Below are 19,593 nucleotides of genomic sequence, written 5' to 3'. Positions count from 1 at the left end.
CTCGTGCGGCCACACAGCGCACGCCGACGTCGTGGGAGCAACCAACGTTCTACGGGCCGGGCTGGTCCGTCGCAACGCCAACCCGGCTTAGCGAGAAGCCACCCCGTTTACGGGGTGGAGGAGTCACCATGTTCGAGAGCGAGCGCAGCCAGCGGGCGGCAGCAGGCGTCGAGGCCCACGTTCGCGACTTCTTCACCGGCCATGCGATCACCGTCAGCGATTACGACCCGGGACCTGCCCGAAGGGAAATGGTTCCCGACCTGAGGATCCTCACCGTCAGCCCAGGACCGCGCGCCGACAGCTGGGCCTACATCACCGCCGGCTGCTGGTCCACCGTTGAGACGGACGGCCACGGCCTCGAATTCGTCCTCACTGCTCCCGCCCGCGACGAACGCTTCGCTGATCTCCTGGCCATGACCGCCTACTACCACGCCGATCACCACCTCGATCTCGAGCACAGCCTGCCCATCGGGGAGCCGTGGCTGCCCGGGTCCCACTGCGACCACCTGCTGATCAGCCTTCCCTACCTCCATGGCCCTGACTTGGAGCACTGCCCGCTGCCGGACGGCCATGCCCGCATCCTCTGGGCCCTGCCGGTCACGGCAGCCGAAATCGCATACCGCGGTGAGCACGGCCACGAAGCCCTTGAACAGCTCTTCGACGAGCACGCGATCGTCCCCACCGATCCAAGGCGTCCATCCGTCGCCTGAACCTCGTGGTCACAGTCCGGGCACAAGCGGCAGCCGGGAAGTCCTCCAGTGCCGTCAAAACGCAGAAATGACGTCGCCGTGGTGCGGTGCCACCGGAGTACGCAGAAGGGCCGTCCCTTGATCACCGGTCGTTAGACTCCCGGGGCCCGGGTGCTGTCGGTGAAGTGGAAGGCCAAGCCGTGGACGATGACTTTTGGGCCGGCTGGCCGGAACGATGGACCGGCACGGACCGCGACGTGCGGACGGCCGTGGGCGCGATCCCGCGGGAGGCCAAGGACGGGTTCAGGTATGACGAGGTCCCTTGGCAGCGGTTCCGGCACTTCTACGGTCCGGGCGAGGAGATCCCCGGCCTGCTCGCTACGCTCGCGTCCGGGGACGCCGAAGCTGCAGACAGGGCCTTGCATCGGCTCTGGACGAATCTTCATCATCAGGGCGGCACGATCGCGGTCGGAGCTCTGGCGGTGCCGTTTCTGCTCCGGATCGCGGCGACCGGGCGCCCCGAACTCCGTGCCCGTATCCTTCGCTTGATCGCCGAGATCGGGCGGTGTCAGCACATGGGGGACGGATCACGGGAAGGCATGCTCCAGGTCGCCGAGGAGCCGTTGATGATCGAGGGCAGCACGATGTGCCCGGTGGACTGGACGATCCAGGCCTCCCGTCAGGCCGTCACGGACGACCTGCACCTTCTGCTCCCGCTTCTCTCCGATCCCGACCCCGAGGTCCGCTCCGTGACCGCCTACGTCCTTGCCGCAGCGACCGGCGAACTTTCACACGTCTCCTCCGCTCTGCAGTCCAGGCTGGCGGAGGAAGGCGATGCGGTAGTCCGGGTGAGCCTGATCCTGGCAATCGCCCAACTCGCCCGCGAAAACCAAGATGGACACGCTTCCCAATGGGCCCGGGATCTGTGGTCGGATCCCGGACGACCGCCCGAGGTCCGCATCGGCGCCGGCCTGGCCTGGCTGTGCCTGGCCACAGACCCCGCCCCCGACGAGCTCCGCACCCTCCTCACCGACCCCGGCACCCGTCAATACGACGACCTGCTCCAGCCGGTGCCATGGCTCACCTGGGTCGACCACAATGGCGCCGGGCTGCGCCGCTGCACCGACGAAATGCTCACGGCGAACATCCCCGAAACAGTGCTTGACGATCCTTGGGGTGGAGAACCATCAAGCTGAACCATGCAGCGGGCCACGTCGCCCGCGAGGTCCCGCTCGATCCCGCGCAGCGTCTGCCCGCCGGCGAGGAATGCCTGCACGTCGTACGACCGGTCTTCAGGGTCGGTTCCGTGGAATTCGGCGAGGTCGTCCCAGAGGGCCCGGTTGGCTGCGAGGCCATCGCTGGCCGCCACGCCGTCCTCGCGCGTGCACACGCCGTCAGATGTGTTCCCATCCTCCATTGCCGGCCTCTCCTTCGCTTTCCGTCTCTGTTCCGAAGACGCTTTCCGACGGGCAGTCGGCGGCGCAGCCGCTAGCGGAGCGGCTGGTCCTCTTCCACAGGCCTGCTGCCTCGATGCCCGAGCTCTGCAGGCTCTGGGGCGGCGGCGGCAGGGTGGCCGCCGCGGACGTCGGCTGTGCGCTCGTCGCCACCGCCTCATCGCCACGATCTCGCTCGCGGAGAACGACGACGAACCAGTCCGGTTCTGGAGCTATGTACTCACCGCACTGCACAACGCCGGCGACGCGATCAGCAGGGGCCCGCTGCAGGCACTGGACGCGGCCAGCGTCTCCCCCATCGACCTCGCGCTGCCGATGTTGCTGAACGAACTGGTAGCGACGGTGCCGCACGTACTGGTTGGTCCTGGACAACTACCACCTACTCGCCGACCGGCGGATCCACGAGGCGCTCGAGTACCTCGTGGCATACCTGCCCGACTCGTTGCGTATCGTGATCGCCTCGCGCACCGACCCGCCGCTGCCGATCGCACGGCTGCGGGCCCGCGGTGACCTGACCGAGCTGCGGGCGGCACAGCTGCGGTTCTCGCCCCCCCCCGAGGCGGCGGCCCTGGTGGCTTCGGTGTCGGGGCACGACCTCGACGCAGCGGTCGCGGCAGCCGTATGGGAACGGACAAAAGGATGGGCGGCCGGCCTGCAGCTGGCCGCTCTCGCCCTGCGCACGAACCCGGCGAAGGCCCACGCCGACGACCGGCATCTGCTGGACTACTTCGCTGCGGAGGTTCTGCCGGGCCTCGCGCCGCGCCATCGCGACCTGCTGGTGCGGGCCGCGCCGCTCGAACGGCTCTCCGGCCCGATGTGCGACGCCGCACTGCAGGTGACCGGATCGGCCGGGGTGCCGGCGGTGGCGGGCGCGTCGTCCACGGGGGCGACGACCCGGTAGTGGCCGCCCGGCAGCGGGGCGACGACGGTGAGGCCCGCGGGGCCGTAGGTGAGCGAGACCTTGTCGGTGACCTGTCCAAGGCACCGGTCAAGCTCGGGACACCGAGAGTCGGCGAGAGCGTCGGTATTGCCCACATCCAGTACACCGTCGACCGCTGGAACTGGTTACCCGCGCGTTGATTGCCGGTCCCTGAAGGGGACAAGGCGACCAGTCGGGTGATGTGATGTACGGGGTGTGTGGGGACGATCGGTGGCTGCCTCGTCCGCCACTCCGGGACACTTGCGATGAATCGGGGTGATTCCTGGAACGATGCCCGTTATGCAGCAGTTGCCCATCCCCTGCCCGGGCCATCTGGTCCCCGACGCCACCGACCGGTTCGATGCTGTGTATCGCGCGGCCAAGACCCAGCGGGCCGTGTTCGTGGGCATTGAACGCGAGGGCGAGCGGTGGACGGTGAAGGCGGACGCGCTGACCGCCGGCCCGGGCCATGTCGTCGACGACGCCGTGAACGCCGCCCTGCGGGCCGCCATCGCCTGCCTGGTCCACGAGCGGGAGACGGGCACGGACGCCTTTGCCGGGCCGCTCTACTTCATGCTGCACGGGGTGCCGAGTGAGGGTCGGGCCCGTGAGCTCGCCGCAGCCTTCCATGCCGCCCTGTACGGGGATCTGGGGCCGTTGCGCCGTGCGGTGCCCGGCACTGATGTTGATCAAGACGCGGGCACCAGTGATTGACGCCTCGGTGACCTGATCCGCTCCAAGAGCGGTGCGTCGGGCAGGACGGGTGGACCGTCGTCCGGAAGGCCTCGGTTTGCTTCCCGCATTCGGGCCAGGGCCGTGGCTTGCGCCGGCCAACGCGCTTATGGCTCAGATAGCCGGCCTGTTCGAGAAACCCGAAGCCGAAACGGAATGCGAACAAGGCCCCTATGAGTCGGTGCGTGCCTTACGTGATCGGGTGACGGCGCGACACCTGTTGCACGCAGTAACGCCTTCCGCACGGTGACGATGTCTCCATCTCAGATCGCCGACACGGCCCACTGGTGGTGACCAGGGAAGCGGTGGGCGCCGCCTCGGGGACTGCTGGTGCGGCAGGGCTCTGTCGGAGGTTTTCCTCCGACAGAGCGTCGCTGTTCATTCGGTGTGCAGGACCTGGGCGATGGTCTGCCTGGCAGCCGTGCGCGCCGGCAGTACCGCGCCGAGCGCGGCGATCGCCACTCCCGCCAGTGCCAGCAACGTCATCGAGCCGGGATGCCACACCTCCAGCATCCGGTCCGGGAAGGTGAGGTTGGCACTGTGCTCCGTCACCGGGATCACCACCCGGTACGCGACGACTCCCAGGGGCAGCCCCAGGATTCCGCCGAGCAGACCAAGGCCGGCCATGGACACCACCATCATGACCGTGACCTGCCGTGGCGTCATGCCGATCGACTTCAGCATCCCCAGGTCGCGCCGCCGTTCCCGGCTGTTCAGCACGACGGTGTTGAACACGCCCATCGCAGCGACCACTGTCAGCATCAGCGTCAGCAGGGCCGCGGAGCCGATCACCGTCACGGCTCCGGCGTTCACCGATGTCTTCGCACTCGGGTAGAGCCCGGGATCGGCGGCCCGGACGGCCTTCATGTAGGTGCCGGCATCAGCTCCTTTGATGAGCCGCACCCAGTACTGGCTGGCCTGCGCGCCCGGTGCCAGGGCCGTCACCGTGGTCCAGTCGGCGCGCAGCGAGTCCGCTGGCCCGGACATGACTTCCCCGACCAGCCTCACGCGCTGTTGCCGGCCGTCCGCCGCGGCCAGGGCGAAGGAGTCACCGAGCCGCAGCCCTTCCTTGGACAGGAACCTGCCAGAGGCCACCACCTCGCCGGGGCCGCGCATCCACCGGCCCCTGGCCAGGTCGTCCTGGAGAGCCGACCGGTCTCCGCGCTGACCCTCGATCGTCACCTCCTGGTTCTGCCCGAGAAGCCGCACATTGACATAACCGACGGCGGACACGTGCGCCGCTTGTGGCAGGCCGCGCAACAGGGCCTGTGCCGCGGTGTCGCCGTGCTTCGGGACGGTCTGCCCGACCCTGGCCTCCCCTCGGTCGACGATCACCTGCGCCCTGCCGGCGCCCTCGACCGCGTTGCCGTAGGAGACCATGGTTGCCGACAGGCCGGTGGCGAGGGTCGCTGTCGCCACCCCGAGCAGTACCGCGCAGACGGTGAGCATGGCCCGCCCGGGCCGGGCCAGGGGCAGGCCCAGGCCCAGGGTCACCGGGCGCGGCATCCCCACCCCGGTCAGCCACCGCTGCACCGCCCGCCCCCGTCCGCCACCAGGTGCGCTGCCCGCGCTGATCGCGCGTGCCGCAGACAGGCGGTGCGCGCGCAGTGCCGGAATCAGTGCGGCCAGCAGCACGACTGCGGGCATGCCGAGCGCCGTGGTCGCGTACACCCAGGAGGCGATCGTCGGCGTGACGATCACCGTGCCGAGGTCCGCGCCGGTGAAGACCTGGTGCAGGAGCGGCTGTGCCACCAGTGCGCCCAGGGCCGTGCCGGCCACCGCGCCCGCCGTCGCGGGGACGCAGACCATCATCAGGTAGACAGCGACGACCTGGTTGGGCGTGAATCCCAGGGACTTGAGCACCCCGATGTGCCGGAAGCCGGACACGACGGCACCGCTGACCACGTTGCCCACGATCAGGACGGCCACCAGCAGGCCGAGGATGCCAAAGGCCATGAGGAACGGCACGAACGCGTTGGGCTTTGACGCGATCTGCGCCTTCAGTGCCAGATACGACTGGTGGGCGAGCAGCGATCCGGAGGGCAGGTCGGCTGTGGCCGCTGCGGTGTAGACGGTGATCTGACGGGCTGTCGTGGCCTGGTCGAACCGGTACAGCATCTGGTATGTCGTGGGGTGCAAGGCCGCTATCTGGTGCGGGGAGACCCACGCCTGTGCGGTTTCGCTCACGCTGGATGCGAGGCCCACGACGGTCAGCGGTGGCAACCCGGGCAGCTGGATGCGTTTGCCGATCGGCGAGTTGGGCCCCTTGCCCAGCCCGGGCACGTCGGGCAAGGCCAGGACGATCTGGCCCCGGCCGGTGGCCCAGTGCCCGGTGAAGAGGTCCAACCGGTCGAGGGGACCGCCGGGGTCCGCCCGTCCCACCACCTGCAGGGGGCCGGGCTCCATCCCGAGCGACTGGGATGCCGCGCTCTGCGGCACCTCGATCACGGCCTGCGGGAACGGCCCGGCGGAGGCTCGTACGCCCGGGCGGTGTGCCGTCTGTGCCAGCTGCGCGCCGGAGACCTTCGCCGCGTCGAAGGTGGCGATGACGTGTGCGCCGTGCGCCTGGCCGAAGAGCCGGTCGAAGGGTCCGGACGCGATGTCCAACAGGCCCAGGGCGACCACCAGGGCTGTACTGGAGACAAGGACTACCACCCCGATCACGGCAGTCTGCAGCCGGCGGCGGCGCACGGCCGCGCGCGAGGCCCGCCACACCGCGCTCATGCCGAACGCTCCAGGGTCCGTTCGCCGGTGATCCGGCCGTCCGCCATGGTCACCACGCGGCTGGCGCAGCGCGTGGCCAGCCGTTGGTCGTGCGTCACCAGCAGCAAGGTCTGGCCGAGCTCGTTGAGGTCCAAGAGCAGGTCCATCACCTGTTCGCCTGCGTGGCTGTCCAGGGCGCCGGTCGGCTCGTCCGCCAGCAGCAGGGCGGGGCGGTTCATCAGCGCGCGGGCCACTGCGACACGCTGGCGCTCGCCGCCGCTGAGTGCGGCGGGGTAGACGTTCTTGCGGTCGGCGATGCCGAGTTCGTCCAGCAGCTCCAGTGCCCGGCGCCGGGCCTGACGGGCCGGCGTTCCGGTAAGCTGGGCGGCCAGGGCGACGTTGTCGATGGCAGGCAGGTCGTCGATGAGGTTGAAGAACTGGAAGATCATGCCGATCCGGCGGCGCCGGAAGAGCGCGAGTCCGGTCTCGTTGATCGCTGCCAGGTCCTCGTCGTGTACGCGCACGGAGCCGGCGCTCGGCCGGTCGAGGCCGGCGATCATGTTGAGCAGGGTCGACTTGCCGCAGCCGGACGGGCCCATCACCGCCACCGCCTCCCCGGCGCTGATCTGCAACGACACCCCGTTCAGGGCGACGGTGTCGCCGTACTCCTTGCGCAGGCCGCTCACCCGGACGACTTCCCGGCGGGGCACGGCAGCCGGGCCGGCAGCCCGGGCCGTGCCGCTGATGTCTTCGGTGGTCATGGTTGGGACCGTAGGCGGCGTGGGCCGTCCGTGCGTCAGCCCCCGGAGGTAACCGGTGGGAGTGGTCATTCTGGGGATGTAGGGGGTGGACCCACAGGGGGACGCCGGTTCACCGGCTGCCTGGCACGATGGGGCGCAATGGACGACGTGTGGGGATCGGGTGCGGGCTGGCTGCTCATCGCCGTTACGGCGGTGAGCCTGGCGGTGGCCGGGGGCACTGCCATGCTGCTGGCGCGTGCCCGGCGCCGTCACGCCAAGGTCCTGGAAGACCGGCGCTGGCTGCTGGAGCGTGAACGGGAGGCCGCCGCCCGCACGGCGGTCGCGGCCGAACGCGCCCGCATCGCCCGTGAGCTGCACGACATCGTCAGTCACAAGGTCAGCCTGATGGTCGTTCAGGCGAGCGCCGCCCGCGAGGTGCTGGCCACCCTGCCCAACGAGGCGGAGACCGCGCTGCGGGCGGTCGAGGGTGCCGGACGCGACGCGATGACCGAACTGCGCCACCTGCTGGGCCTGCTGGCGCCGTCACCGTGCGGCGATGACGAGGACGAGGCCGAGCGGTACGGCGAAGGCGACCTCTCCGGGCTTGCACCGCAGCCCAGCCTGAGCCAGCTCGGCACCCTCGTCGACAGGATCGCTTTCGCCGGACTCCCGGTCGAGGTCCGTATCTCGGGTGAACCGCGCCCACTACCGCCCGGCATCGACGTCACCGCCTACCGCATCGTCCAGGAGGCGCTGACCAACGCGCTCAAGCATGGCGACGGAGGCAGGGCGACCGTGACGTTGCGCTATGCCGATCACAGTCTGCGGGTCGAGGTGCTCAACAGCGGTCCGAGCGTGCTGTCGCCCGATGACGCAAGGATGAGTGCGGGATCGGGTGATCACGGTCGCAGGGACGAGGGCGCCGGGCGCGGTCTGATCGGCCTGCGTGAGCGCGTCGCCGTTTACGGCGGCCGGTTCGACGCCCGGCGCCGCATCGGCGGCGGCTACCGTGTCCGTGCCCGTATCCCGCTGGAGCGCCCGTGACCGACCCCGCCGCCCCTGACCGCCGCGCCCACCAAGCCATGAGTCCGGTCCCCATCCCCCAAGCACCCGACGTGAACCCGAACCGGGAAACCGACGGCCCGCGTGTTCTCATCGCCGACGACGAGGAGCTCATCCGAACCGGCTTCCGCCTCATCCTCGCCTCGCGCGGCATCGACGTCGTCGGGGAGGCAGCGGACGGTGTCCAGGCCGTCGCGGAAGCCGAACGGTTGCGACCGGACGTCGTCCTCATGGACATCCGGATGCCCAACCTGGACGGCCTGGAAGCCGCCAAACGTGTCCTGCGGATACTCCCGCACTGCCGTGTCCTCATGCTCACCACCTTCGACCTCGACAGCTACGTCTATGCGGCCCTCGCCGCCGGAGCCAGCGGCTTCCTGCTCAAGGACGTCACCGCCGCCCATCTCGCAGGCGCCGTGCGACTGGTGAACACCGGCGACGCGCTGCTCGCCCCCTCGATCACCCGCCGTCTGGTCGAGCGCTACGCGACCACCCACGAGCCCGGTCGGCCAGGCCCGACTCCCCGGTCCTCGGCCGCCGGCACACCCGCGATCCACCGCGACCTGGCCCCGCTCACCCCCCGTGAACGCGAGGTGCTGGCGCTGATGGGCCGAGGCCTGTCGAACACGGAAATTGCCCGGACCCTCTCCCTCAGCGAGTCGACCGTCAAGACTCACGTCGCCCGGATCTTCACCAAGCTCGCTCTCCGCGACCGCGCCCAGGCTGTCGTCCTCGCTTACGAGACGGGCCTCGTCACGCCCGGCGCGACAGCCGCCGACTGACACTGCTTCCAGGCAGAGGAGGACGGGATTGTCTCCTCGGATCTGATCGAGTGGATCGGCGCGGGCCCGACCGTATGGGATCCCTGAGCGCCCCACGCAGGGCTCAGACCACCCCACCCCGCCGAGGCCCGGCCCGCGTACCGTGCGAGTCTGGCTGTGATGCGAACGAGCGACTACGCCCGCCCGAATCAGGGACTCATGGGATTCAGTGGGCTGACTCCGGTTCCGGCGTACAGCTCGGGGTCCAGGGACAGCAGCGTTGCGTCGTCTCCGGTCAGCTCGGCTACGACAACCGAGGAAGCCGGGTGGAGGATCCGCCAGTCCGCCTGCCGCCATGCAGCCGAGGCCAGGGCATGGGCGCGTGTGAAGTCGGCGACCGTGGTGAAGCGACGGTTGAGGTCTGGTGACGCGAGGCGACGTGGGGATGGTGGAGGCCTGTCATGGTTCCTCCCTGCGGTGGGTGAGTGGACCGCCATGGATCAGGGTCCGGGGTTCCGAATTGCCGCGCTTACGTCGAATGACTGTGTTCACCGCTGTGTTCAGGAGCGGGTGACGGCCGTGACCGCGGGGGGACTCATTGCCTGCCTTCCAGTCAACCGACTGAAGACGGCGCGCCGGCCGCGTCCCAGGATGGGACGAACGGTTCCGGCCTGGGGTAGCGCTCGCCCGGTGACGCCGGTGTCCGGTGTGACACCGGCGTCGTGGAAGCCGATGACTGGCCCGCTGGGCTCACTCGGTGCCGTGGAGGAAGGAGTTCGGCATGATTCCCCTGCACCGTCCGCTCGTCGAGTACTGGGACTGGCAGCGTCATGCGCTGTGCCGGGGAATGGACAGTTCGGTGTTCTTCCCCCCGTTGGGCGAACGGGGTGCGCTACGGCGTACTCGCGAGGAGAAGGCACGGGCCATTTGCGCGCGCTGCCCGGTCCGTGAGGAGTGCGCCCGGACCGCGCTGAACGGGGGCGAACGGTACGGGGTGTGGGGCGGCCTCACGGAACTCGAGCGAGAGGAAGCCCGGACCGACCGGCCGGGCCCGCCTGCGCGGCCTGTCTGAGGCACTGCCGTTCAGAACACAAGCGGTCGTGGTTTGTGCTGGATGCTGATCCAGTGGTGAGTGGTGAAATCCTCGGCGACCCACCTGCCGCCGAAGCGGCCGACACCCGACGCCTTCTCACCTCCGAAAGCGGCGTGGACGTCGTCGTGGACGGTGGTGTCGTTGATATGGGTCATGCCCGCCTCCACCTGCTGGGCGAATCGCAGCCCGCGTTCCACGTCGCGCGTGAAGACACCGCTGGACAGGCCGTATTCCGTGTCGTTGGCGATGCGCAAGGCATCCGCCTCGCCGTCCGCTCGGATCAGCGTCGCGACGGGTCCGAATACCTCCTGTGCCGCCGTGGCGGTGTAGTTGTCACCGAGGAGTACATGGGGCGGCAGCACACGGCCGGTGGGGCCGGCCGGTTCGCCGGACAGCAGCAGCCGCGCCCCACCTGCAACCGCTTCGGTCACCTTGGCGCGGATGCCGTCGAGTTGTCTGTCGTTGATGACCGGGCCGATCTGCGTGGACGCGTCCTGCGGGTCGCCTATCCGCAGTGCACGGGCCAGTTCGACGAACCGATCCACGAACTCGCCGTACACGGACGCATCCACGATGACCCGGTTCGTGGCCATGCAGATCTGTCCCTGGTGGTAGTAGCTTCCGAACACCGCGCACTCCACGGCCCGTTCGAGGTCTGCGTCGTCCAGCACGACGAGCGGTCCGTTGCCACCGAGTTCCAGAGCGAGTCTCTTCACTCCGGCCTTGGCCGCGATGCCCCGGCCGACGGGTGTCGAGCCAGTGAACGAGACGACCCTGGGAGTCTCGTGCTGGACCAGGTAATCGCCTATGTCGCGCCCCTTGCCCACGAGGACACTGAGCAGACCGGCGGGCAGCCCGGCCTCCTCGTACACCTTGGCCAGGAGCAGGCCGCCGGTGATCGGTGAGTCCTCGGCCGGTTTGAGTACGACGGCGTTGCCCAGCGCCAGAGCAGGCGCGACGGACCGGTTGGACAGGTACATCGGGAAGTTCCACGGGCTGATGACCGTGACCACCCCGGCGGGCTTGCGGTAGACCCGGTTCTCTTTGTCGGGCACGTCCGTACCGACGGTGTCGACGACATCGGCGGTATGTTCGGCCGCTGCGGCCGTGACGGCGGCCACGATGGCGACCTCCACAGCAGCCCGGTCGCGGGTGGCGCCGATCTCGCGCGTCAGCCAGTCCGCGAGCTCGTCGGCCCGTTGCACGACGATGGCAGCAGCGCGCTGGAAAGTCGCTGCCCGCTCTTCAGGGTCGGTGCACGACCACGCCCGCTGCGCGTCCCGGGCGGCATCGTAGGCGAGATCCACGTCGCGGGTGCCGGCCAATGTGATCTCGGTGAGCACCTCGCCGCTGTAGGGATTGCCGTCGGAGAGCGTCCGGCCGGCGCTGCCTGGGCGCCATTCGCCGGCCAGCGGCATCGCGTCGAATCCGGTGTAGAAGGTGTGGGAGCCGGTGGTGTCGGACATGGCGGTTCCTCCTGGTGACGTCGCTCCGGGGCTGGAGGCGGGTCCAGATTTCTGTCACTGCTCAGTGGCGGGGACCTGGGCGGGCAGCAGACGGGGCGGCAGGGCGCCGAGTTGTCGGAACAGCTCGAAATGGTCGATCACCGTCCAGTTCTGGAACACCTTGCCGTCCCGGAAGTGGAAGACGGTCAGGGCCTGGACCGCTACTCGCCTGCCCGTGGGCGGGAGACCGCTGTACTCGCCTGTGTGTGTGCCGCGCCAGGTCAGACGGGTCACCACCTTGTCGTCGTCGGCGAGTTGCTCCTCGATGGTGACTTCGAGGTCGGGGAAGCCGTTCAGACGGTTGGCCACATTGCGCTGTGGACCGGCGGTCCCGACCAGTCTTCCGTTGGTGCGGAAGTCCGCAGTGAAGGTCTTCTCCGCGAGGCCGACCTGGCCCATGGCGCCTTCCGTCAGCCAACGCCGGGCGACGGCCGCGTTTCTCTTCTCTTCGTTGTTCCACCTTCCGACGGCCAACACGACTGCACCTCCTGCGCTCCGCGGTGCCCCGTCGGTCTCCGGGCGACCGTCCCGACGCAACGACGCTACGTACGTCCCCCCGTCCGCGGCTTCAGTCGGACGACTGAAGCGGGTACACGCCAAGGACCTCATGCTGAGCTCGTCGGATCCCACAGCGTCAGGAGCCCTCGTGGCAACGAGTGAGGCAGCCGGAGGCGAAGCCCTGCTGCGGTATTCCAGTGCGGCAGGACGATGGGTGCTGGCCGCCACCGTCCTCGGGTCGATGATCGCCTCGATAGACGCGACCGTAGTCGGAATCGCCCTGCCGGCCCTCGGCCGGTCTTTCCACATCGGCCTGGCAAGTCTGCAGTGGGTCGTCACCGCGTATACCGTCACCCTCGCCGGGCTGCTGCTGTTCGCCGGTGCCCTGGGTGACCGCTACGGACGCCGACGGGTTTTCCTCGTCGGCGTCGTCTGGTTCGCGGTGGCTTCCCTGCTCTGCGCCCTCGCGCCGGCCCCCGGGGCCCTGATCGCGGCGCGCGTACTGCAGGGCGTCGGCGCGGCCCTGTTGACGCCTGGGAGTCTCGCCATCCTGGAAGCGTCCTTTGACCCGGCGGACCGAAGCCGGGCGATCGGCGCGTGGTCGGGGCTGAGCGGTGTCGGTACGGCGATCGGTCCGTTTCTGGGAGGCTGGCTCGTCGAAGCCGCCTCCTGGCGGCTGATATTCCTGATCAACCTGCCCGTCGCCGCGGCGGTCGTGGCGCTGTCATGGCGGCACGTCCCCGAATCCCGCGACCCCGCGGCGACCGGCAGGGTCGACGTCACCGGCGGCGCCCTGGTCACCTTCGGGCTGATGGGAGTGACGTACGCCCTCATAGAGGGACCGTCCAGCGGTTGGGCGAGCCCCGCCGTACTGGCGGCTTTCCATGGCGGTGCGATCACGCTGGCCGCCTTCCTGCTGTGGGAACAGCGATCACCGCAGCCGCTGGTGCCGCTGAGCCTGTTCTCCTCCGCCCAGTTCGATGCCGCCAACGTGGTGACGTTCCTTGTCTACGGCGCCCTGGGCGGCGCGCTGTTCCTGCTGCCCATCGAGTTGCAGCAGGTGTGCGGCTACACGCCGCTGCAGGCGGGGACAGCACTGCTGCCCGTCACCGTCATCACCCTTGCCCTCTCGGCCCGCTCGGGAGCGGTCGCCACCCGGATCGGCCCGCGGCTGCAGATGAGTCTCGGCCCGATCACAGTCGGCGCCGGATTCGCCTTGTTCACCCAGGTCACGGCATCCGGCGACTACATGACGCAGGTGCTGCCCGCTGTCACCGTCCTCGGTCTGGGACTGGCGATCACGGTGGCCCCCCTCACGGCCACCGTGCTGGCGGCCGCGCCGGCCCGCCGTGCCGGCACGGCCTCGGCCCTCAACAACGACGTAGCACGCGCCGCCTCACTCATCGCCGTGGCGACATTCCCCGCCGCGACAGGCATCACCGGCGACGCCTACCTCCATCCGGAGCGCTTCTCGGCCGGGTTCCATTCCGCCGCGGTCATCGCCTGCGCCCTGTGCCTTTTCGGAGGGCTGCTTGCCGCCACAGCGATCCGCAACCCTCGACGTGCACCAGCAGCTTCAGCCCGGCCCGTCCGGTCGCACTGCGCCATCGACGCCCCGCCGCCGCAGTCACCTGACCGAAGTCCGTGAACCACCGCACCTCTTACCTTCCACATAGTGGCGTCATCAATTCACCGCCACTCCGGCCCGGTTATGCAATTGGGCTGCCATCCCCGGGAAAGGGAAAGCCATGCTCCCTCGACTTCGCCCGCTCAGGCGGCGCTGGACGTACCCCGTTTTGACCTTCAGCGCGGCCCTGACCGCATTTCTGCCGAACGTGGTCGGCGCGTCTGCCGCCGCGGGCAGCAGTTCCCTCGCCACTCCCAAGCCGACGATCGTGTTCGTGCACGGGGCCTTCGCCGACTCCAGCGGCTTCACCGCCGACATCGCAGACCTCCAGCGCCTCGGCTTCCCGGTGGTCGCGGCCCCGAACCCGCTGCGGGGTCTCAGCAGTGACGCCGACTGCGTACGCTCGCTCCTGCGGACGATCAGCGGTCCGATCGTGCTGGTCGGGCATTCCTACGGCGGCGCCGTCATCACCAATGCGGCCCGTGGCGTGGACAACGTCAAGGCGCTGGTGTACGTCGGCGCGTTCGTGCCCGACAAGGGGGAAAGCCTCGCTACCGTGCTCGATCCACGTCAGTACCCCGGATCCCTCCTCGGTCCCGACACCACCATGACCCGCCCGGTTCCGAACCCGGCCGCGCCAAGCGGTCAGGACGCGGACATCTACATCAAGGCCCCGGACTTCCGGCAGGTGTTCGCCGGGGACGTGCCCGCCTCCCAAGCGTCGGTCATGGCCGCCACGCAAAGGCCCCTGTCCTACACCGCGGAGACCGAGGTATCCGGCGATCCGGCGTGGAAGAGCATCCCGTCCTGGGACCTGGTGACGCTCAACGACAAGGCCATACCGCCGGCAGGCCAGCGGTTCATGGCCGAGCGCGCGAATGCCCACATCGAGTACGTGGAATCCTCGCACGCCGTCATGGTGTCCCACCCTCAGGCGGTCCTGCGTATCGTGCTCGACGCCGTACGTCACGACGGTTGATCCCGCCGCAGAAGGCCGTTGGGACCCGGCTCGGCCGACGGGTCCCAACCAGGGCCGTTGCAAAGTGCGGTGATCTTGTATTCGCGCTGGTCAGACGATGTCCAGCAGGTCGAGCGGGCGGGTGAAGGGCTCGTAGGAGACGTGCCGGATGCCGGCCGCGATGTTGCGGTGTCCGGCGGCGCGGAGCGCGTTGATCGCCAGGTTGCGTAGGGTCGACATGTTTTCGGGGCCGTGGCCGGTGCGGATCTTCGAGGCGTCCTCGGCGAAGGTGGTGTCGCGGACGAAATGGAGCCGATTCTCGATGGTCCACTGCGACCTGGCCAGTTGGCCCAGCCGCTGGGGCGATGCCTGATGCGAGCTCAGGTCTGTGATCACGTAGACGGTCTGACGGCTGACGGTTCCGGTCCTGCGGTCGGTACGGTGGCGCAGGATACGTACAGCCTGGGCGGCGTGGGGGAAGTCGAGGCCGAGGTCGGTCACGGTGAGGGCCCTGGTCACTCGGGTCTCCCGGCGGCCGTGGCCGCTCTCCCGGTCGTAGCGGCGCGGGGTGATGTCCTTCCACGGCAGTGATCGCAGCCTGCGGTGCAGTTCGGGCTGGTTGGCCTTGACCACCAAGAGGTAGTGCGCCTTCTTCTCGTCCACCAGGAAGCGCGCATGCGCGCGCTGGGTGTGCAGGGCGTCGGCCGTGACGGTGACCCCGGTCAGGTCGAAGGGCGCCAGTAGCGCGGCGAAGCAGGTAGTCTCGTTGGTCCTGTCGGGGATCCGCAACTGGGTGACGGTTCGGCCGTCGCCGGTCATCGCGGCCAGCAGGTGGGCTGCGGGCGTCTGGCCGTGTCGGGAGCCGCGGGCAGCCTTGCCGTCGAGCGCCACCGAGTCCGAGCCGGCAGGATCAGCGCCGGTCAGATCGGCCAGACCGCCGGGGCAGACCAGGCCGACGATCCGCCGAATCGTGGCGGCACTCGGCGCGACGCGCACGCTCAACGACCCTACGACCCGGGCACCCAGGCGGGCCAGGGCGTGCTGCGGCGCGTTGGTGGACCACTGGCCGATAGCCGTATACGAGCGTGCGCCAGCGACAACCGAAGAGGCGGCAACCAGCAGCACCGCCACGAACGGGTGACGCACCCCTCGACATCGCCGCGGATCCGGCAACAGCCGCAACGGCTCCACCAGCGACAACCCCGCAGTGCCCTCCAGAGCGGGCGACTTGATCAGGCAAACGGTGGCAGACTGACGACACATCGAAGCTCCGGTGGTACGAGGCGACTTGGGAAGGTCACCCCCGTTCAACCGGACTTTCGCTGCGTGCGTGACGGCCCAGCCCCGCTCCTTGCACCGCCGCGACCTGAGGACCCTCAGGGCCGGTCGTACCAGGAAAACGCCGCGATCCGCCAGCCCTGTGGGGTGCGGACGAACTGGATGGTCTTGGTCCCGCCGCCCTCGAACGGCTCGCCGTCCAGGATGCCGGCCTTCCGGTACTCGCCGAAGCGCGACGCGATGTCGCCCGCGACCTCGGTTCGCTCGGAAGTCTCCCACTCCGAGAACTCGACCAACCGGCCGTCGGCGAGCAGGCGTTCGCGCGGCTCGATGAACTCGTCCACGGTGTAGACCGTGTACTTCGGCCCGGTCAGCACGATCACACCACCCGGAATGACCAGCCGGCGGATCCGGGCCACGTCCGCGGCCTTGCCGCCGCGGTTATCGAAGGCCCCGAAGAACTCGGCGGCGATTGCGTCAATCTCGATCTTGGACATGGCGCGACGGTAACATCGCTACGGGGCAACGGACATGGCGTCGAGGCAACTTCGACTCAGGGCACCCACGAGATCATGCGACTTTGCAGCAGCCCTGGGGTCCCAACGGCCTTCTCAGCCGCGCCGGGTGCGCATGCATTGCTTACAGACGGCTCTTACTCCGGCGCTCTCTGGCACAGCCTCCGGGTGACGTCGACGACGCGGCGGGCTGGCGACGGCAAAGCAACTCCAGTGGTAGACGGCGTTGTTCATCGCCGGAGCCCGTCGATTCCTGCTCGGAAGTTTCGCTATGTCCGGGTATCCGTCATCCGACCGTCATCTCAAGGCCTCCTGCCCGGTATTCGGCCGGAACCCCTTTGAAAACGGGCAGTCGCTTGACAGAAGTCCAGACGGCCGAAAAGCGGTGTGATGGTGGAATCTCACGCGCCGGAAGGTAATAGGCATGACCGCCCATAAAGAGCGCAGAACGCGGCACGCATTCCAGGACTGCCCCTACACGCCCGACGTCGCCTGCCCGTGCGGGGACTTCGTGGAATGTCGCGCCATCGGCGAAGTGGCCGTTCTGATAGATCGCGTCGCCGCACAGAGCGGACTGGCTCCGCAGGATCTTCTTCAAAGCATCAGCGATGAGGCACTCGCCGCTCTGTACCTCCGCTGCGTGGCGGACGTCCGCACACGCGCCGCAACGGTGACGCGCGACGACACATGAGCGGTCACCGGGCCGTCGACCCGGTGACCGAGAAATCTCACGTGCAGGCAAGGCCGTTACCGGGATTCTTGCAGAAAGCCCTAGCGTTCATGCCGGGGATGAATGCATCTCAAGACTGCCCTGACGTGCACGTCCGGTACCTCGTCGTTGAACACCCCGCGCCGTGCACATGCATTGCCGAATGGGTCTACCCGGACGCCGCACAGCGCCGTGCGCTGGCCAGTGCGTTCGGGTGCGCCCGCGTGGTGTGGAACGACTGCCTGCGCGACCGGAAGGAAGCACACGCGGCGGGGCTGCCGTACGGGACGTCGGCGGAGCTGTCCCGGCTTCGCATCACCCAGGCCAAGCGCACCGAGGAACGCTCATGGCTCGCCGATGTGGTCGCCCTGCAACAGTCCCTGCGGGACATGGACACCGCCTACAAGAACTTCTTCGACAGCCTCAGGGGCAAGCGGCCCGGCCGCAAGGTCGGCCCTCCCCGCTACAAGTCGAAGAAGGACACCCGGCAGTCGATCCGCCTTAACACCAACGCCTTCTCCCTCCAGGAGGATGGCACGGTGTACGTGGCCAAGGTCGGCAGCCTCAAGGTCACGTGGTCCCGCCGACTTCCGGCCGCACCCACGTCCCTGACCGTCACCAAGGACAGCTGCGGCCGGTACTTCCTCAGCTTCGTCGTGGACACCGAGCCGGACATCCTGCCCGAGCTTGAGGACGAGGCCGGTATCGACCTCGGTCTGTCCGCCTTCGCTGTCCTGTCCGACGGCAGCAAGATCGCCAGCCCGCGCTTCCTGCGCCGGGCGGAGAAAAAGCTCAAGCACCTGCAGCGGGAGCTGTCCCGAAAGGCAAAGGGGTCGAAGAACCGGGCTAAGGCCCGCATCAAGGTCGCACGCCAGCACGCCAAGGTCGGCGACCGGCGCCGGGACTTCCACCACAAGGCTTCCACACAGATCATTCGCGACAACCAAGCGGTGTACGTGGAAGACCTCGCGGTGTCCGGCCTCGGCCGTACCCGGCTCGCCAAGTCCGTGCACGACGCGGGATGGTCCGCGTTCGTCGGCATGCTGGAGTACAAGGCGGTCAAGCACGGCCGCACCTTCGCCAAGGTGGACCGGGCTTTCCCGTCCTCTCAGGTCTGCTCGGCCTGCGGATTCCGGGACGGTCCCAAGCCCCTGCACGTGCGGGAGTGGAGGTGCGGAGCCTGCGGCACCGTGCACGACCGCGATCGCAACGCAGCCCGCAACGTCCTCTTCGAAGGACACCGAATCGTCGCCGCCAAACGGGCGGAGACGCTAAACGCCTGTGGAGCGCCGGTAAGACGGGCACCCGTGCCCGCACAGCGCGGTGAAGCAGGAAGCCCCCGGAAGGGTCAGACGACCCAGGCCGGAATCCCTGGACTTTAGGCCAGGGAGCGCGTCAACCCTCGCTGATACGGAGTACCACCTTCCCGCGAGGATGCTCCGTCTGCAGGGCCTCGTACGCCGCGCGGGTCTCGGACAGGGAAACGACACGGTCCACGACCGGGGTGAGGCGGCCCTGGTCGATCAACGCGGTGATGGCTTCCAGGCCGTTACGGTCCGGTGAGACGACGAAGAACACGCCGCGTGCTGCTCGCGACGCGGCGTCGTCCGGATTCGGGGGCTGGACGATGCTGACCAAGGTCCCGCCTGGACGCAGCGTCGTCCACGAGCGGGACTGCGTCTGGCCGCCGACCGTGTCCAGCACGACGTCGGCGTCGTGTACGTGGTCCTCGAAGCGATCGCCGATGTAGTCGAAGACCTGGTCCGCACCAAGCCCCGCGACGAACTCCCGGTCCCCTGCCGCAGCGGTTGCCGACACGCGTGCGCCGAGTGCCGCGGCGATTTGTACAGCAAGGGAACCGACGCCGCCGGCACCGCCATGGATCAGGACGTGCTGTCCAGGCGCCAGCGCCGCATGGCCGACCAGTGCCTGCCAGGCCGTGAGTGCCGCCAGCGGCAGCGCCGCCGCGTCCGCATGGGCCAGACGGGACGGTTTGGCCGCCAGCGCCTCCGCGGGAACGGTGACGTACTCGGCGGCGGCACCATCACGGGTGAACGGGATCAGCCCGTACACCTCCTCCCCCACGGCCAGGCCCGTCACCGCCGGACCGAGCTCGGCCACGACACCGCTGACCTCGTGCGAGGGCACGACCGGTGTCCGGTCGACGCCCGTTCCGTCGAAGCTGTCAGTCCAGGTGGCGTCCCAGCCGAGCTCCCCGTTGGTGATGGAGGCGGCGTTCACGGCGACCAGCACCTCGCCCTCGGCAGGCACGGGACGCGGTGCGGTCTCGTACACCAGCTCCTCCGCACCGCCCCGCTTGTGGGCCCGCACAGCGCGCATGGTGGTCATC

At 69.0% G+C, this 19,593-nt stretch carries 18 protein-coding genes; 11 read left to right on the top strand and 7 right to left on the bottom strand.

Annotated features, from left to right (window positions below; translation table 11 throughout):
• The first annotated feature begins 128 nt into the window (after positions 1-128).
• From GRC12_RS00945 to GRC12_RS00925, 4 genes are all read left to right on the top strand, one after another.
• Complete coding sequence (locus GRC12_RS00945; protein ID WP_208776660.1) at positions 129-710, top strand: suppressor of fused domain protein; 582 nt, start codon at positions 129-131, stop codon at positions 708-710.
• 179 nt (positions 711-889) lie between these two features.
• Positions 890-1,885, top strand: coding sequence for a hypothetical protein (locus GRC12_RS45230; protein WP_244371848.1), 996 nt, complete (start codon positions 890-892; stop codon positions 1,883-1,885).
• 616 nt (positions 1,886-2,501) lie between these two features.
• Positions 2,502-3,044, top strand: coding sequence for a hypothetical protein (locus tag GRC12_RS00930; protein WP_208776659.1), 543 nt, complete (start codon positions 2,502-2,504; stop codon positions 3,042-3,044).
• A gap of 318 nt (positions 3,045-3,362) precedes the next feature.
• Positions 3,363-3,776: a hypothetical protein gene (locus tag GRC12_RS00925; protein WP_208776658.1), complete on the top strand. Its 414-nt coding sequence runs from the start codon at positions 3,363-3,365 to the stop codon at positions 3,774-3,776.
• Positions 3,777-4,172: 396 nt separating this feature from the next.
• Here the strand turns inward: GRC12_RS00925 and GRC12_RS00920 are convergent, their stop codons facing one another.
• A complete protein-coding gene (locus tag GRC12_RS00920) occupies positions 4,173-6,518 on the bottom strand; it encodes an ABC transporter permease (RefSeq protein WP_208776657.1) in 2,346 nt (781 codons plus the stop codon).
• The gene (locus GRC12_RS00915; RefSeq protein ID WP_208776656.1) at positions 6,515-7,258 is read right to left on the bottom strand and encodes an ABC transporter ATP-binding protein; all 744 of its coding nucleotides are present in this window, start codon (positions 7,256-7,258) and stop codon (positions 6,515-6,517) included. Before GRC12_RS00915 ends, GRC12_RS00920 begins: the two co-directional genes overlap by 4 nt.
• A gap of 138 nt (positions 7,259-7,396) precedes the next feature.
• Between GRC12_RS00915 and GRC12_RS00910 the strand changes: the two genes are divergently transcribed.
• The 3 genes from GRC12_RS00910 to GRC12_RS00900 all read left to right on the top strand — a co-directional run bounded on the left by GRC12_RS00910 (position 7,397) and on the right by GRC12_RS00900 (position 10,132).
• Positions 7,397-8,281, top strand: a complete 885-nt coding sequence (locus tag GRC12_RS00910) for a sensor histidine kinase (protein ID WP_208776655.1) — start codon at positions 7,397-7,399, stop codon at positions 8,279-8,281.
• A gap of 38 nt (positions 8,282-8,319) precedes the next feature.
• Positions 8,320-9,081, top strand: coding sequence for a response regulator (locus GRC12_RS00905; RefSeq protein ID WP_208776669.1), 762 nt, complete (start codon positions 8,320-8,322; stop codon positions 9,079-9,081).
• A gap of 760 nt (positions 9,082-9,841) precedes the next feature.
• Positions 9,842-10,132 (top strand): WhiB family transcriptional regulator, encoded by a 291-nt coding sequence (locus tag GRC12_RS00900; RefSeq protein WP_208776654.1) that lies wholly within the window; start codon positions 9,842-9,844, stop codon positions 10,130-10,132.
• A gap of 11 nt (positions 10,133-10,143) precedes the next feature.
• Here the strand turns inward: GRC12_RS00900 and GRC12_RS00895 are convergent, their stop codons facing one another.
• Both GRC12_RS00895 and GRC12_RS00890 read right to left on the bottom strand, forming a co-directional pair.
• Positions 10,144-11,571: an aldehyde dehydrogenase family protein gene (locus GRC12_RS00895; RefSeq protein ID WP_208776653.1), complete on the bottom strand. Its 1,428-nt coding sequence runs from the start codon at positions 11,569-11,571 to the stop codon at positions 10,144-10,146.
• 102 nt (positions 11,572-11,673) lie between these two features.
• Complete coding sequence (locus GRC12_RS00890; protein WP_208776652.1) at positions 11,674-12,132, bottom strand: ester cyclase; 459 nt, start codon at positions 12,130-12,132, stop codon at positions 11,674-11,676.
• Between the two features lie 133 nt (positions 12,133-12,265).
• Here GRC12_RS00890 and GRC12_RS00885 point away from each other — a divergent pair, with 133 nt between their 5' ends.
• Positions 12,266-13,804 (top strand): DHA2 family efflux MFS transporter permease subunit, encoded by a 1,539-nt coding sequence (locus GRC12_RS00885; RefSeq protein ID WP_208776651.1) that lies wholly within the window; start codon positions 12,266-12,268, stop codon positions 13,802-13,804.
• A gap of 100 nt (positions 13,805-13,904) precedes the next feature.
• Positions 13,905-14,762: an alpha/beta fold hydrolase gene (locus GRC12_RS00880; RefSeq protein ID WP_208776650.1), complete on the top strand. Its 858-nt coding sequence runs from the start codon at positions 13,905-13,907 to the stop codon at positions 14,760-14,762.
• Positions 14,763-14,852: 90 nt separating this feature from the next.
• Here GRC12_RS00880 and GRC12_RS00875 read toward each other — a convergent pair whose 3' ends face one another.
• Entirely contained in the window at positions 14,853-16,004 is a 1,152-nt protein-coding gene (locus GRC12_RS00875; protein WP_439959860.1) for an ISAs1 family transposase, read from the bottom strand.
• Between the two features lie 113 nt (positions 16,005-16,117).
• The gene (locus GRC12_RS00870; protein ID WP_208776649.1) at positions 16,118-16,516 is read right to left on the bottom strand and encodes a nuclear transport factor 2 family protein; all 399 of its coding nucleotides are present in this window, start codon (positions 16,514-16,516) and stop codon (positions 16,118-16,120) included.
• A 442-nt stretch (positions 16,517-16,958) separates the two neighbouring features.
• Here GRC12_RS00870 and GRC12_RS00865 point away from each other — a divergent pair, with 442 nt between their 5' ends.
• Complete coding sequence (locus tag GRC12_RS00865; protein ID WP_208776648.1) at positions 16,959-17,225, top strand: hypothetical protein; 267 nt, start codon at positions 16,959-16,961, stop codon at positions 17,223-17,225.
• A gap of 173 nt (positions 17,226-17,398) precedes the next feature.
• Complete coding sequence (locus tag GRC12_RS00860; RefSeq protein WP_208776667.1) at positions 17,399-18,625, top strand: RNA-guided endonuclease InsQ/TnpB family protein; 1,227 nt, start codon at positions 17,399-17,401, stop codon at positions 18,623-18,625.
• Between the two features lie 13 nt (positions 18,626-18,638).
• On the opposite strand, the gene GRC12_RS00855 is transcribed toward GRC12_RS00860, so the two are convergent.
• Positions 18,639-19,592 carry an NADP-dependent oxidoreductase gene (locus tag GRC12_RS00855; protein ID WP_208776647.1) on the bottom strand — a complete coding sequence of 318 codons (954 nt, stop codon included), beginning with the start codon at positions 19,590-19,592 and terminating at the stop codon, positions 18,639-18,641.
• Between the last annotated feature and the right edge of the window lies 1 nt (position 19,593).

It is taken from the genome of Streptomyces griseorubiginosus (genome assembly GCF_017614965.1).
GTDB classification, from domain to species: domain Bacteria; phylum Actinomycetota; class Actinomycetes; order Streptomycetales; family Streptomycetaceae; genus Streptomyces; species Streptomyces griseorubiginosus_B.
Note: the sequence above shows the minus strand (reverse complement) of the source record. Positions and strands in the feature narration are given on the sequence as shown.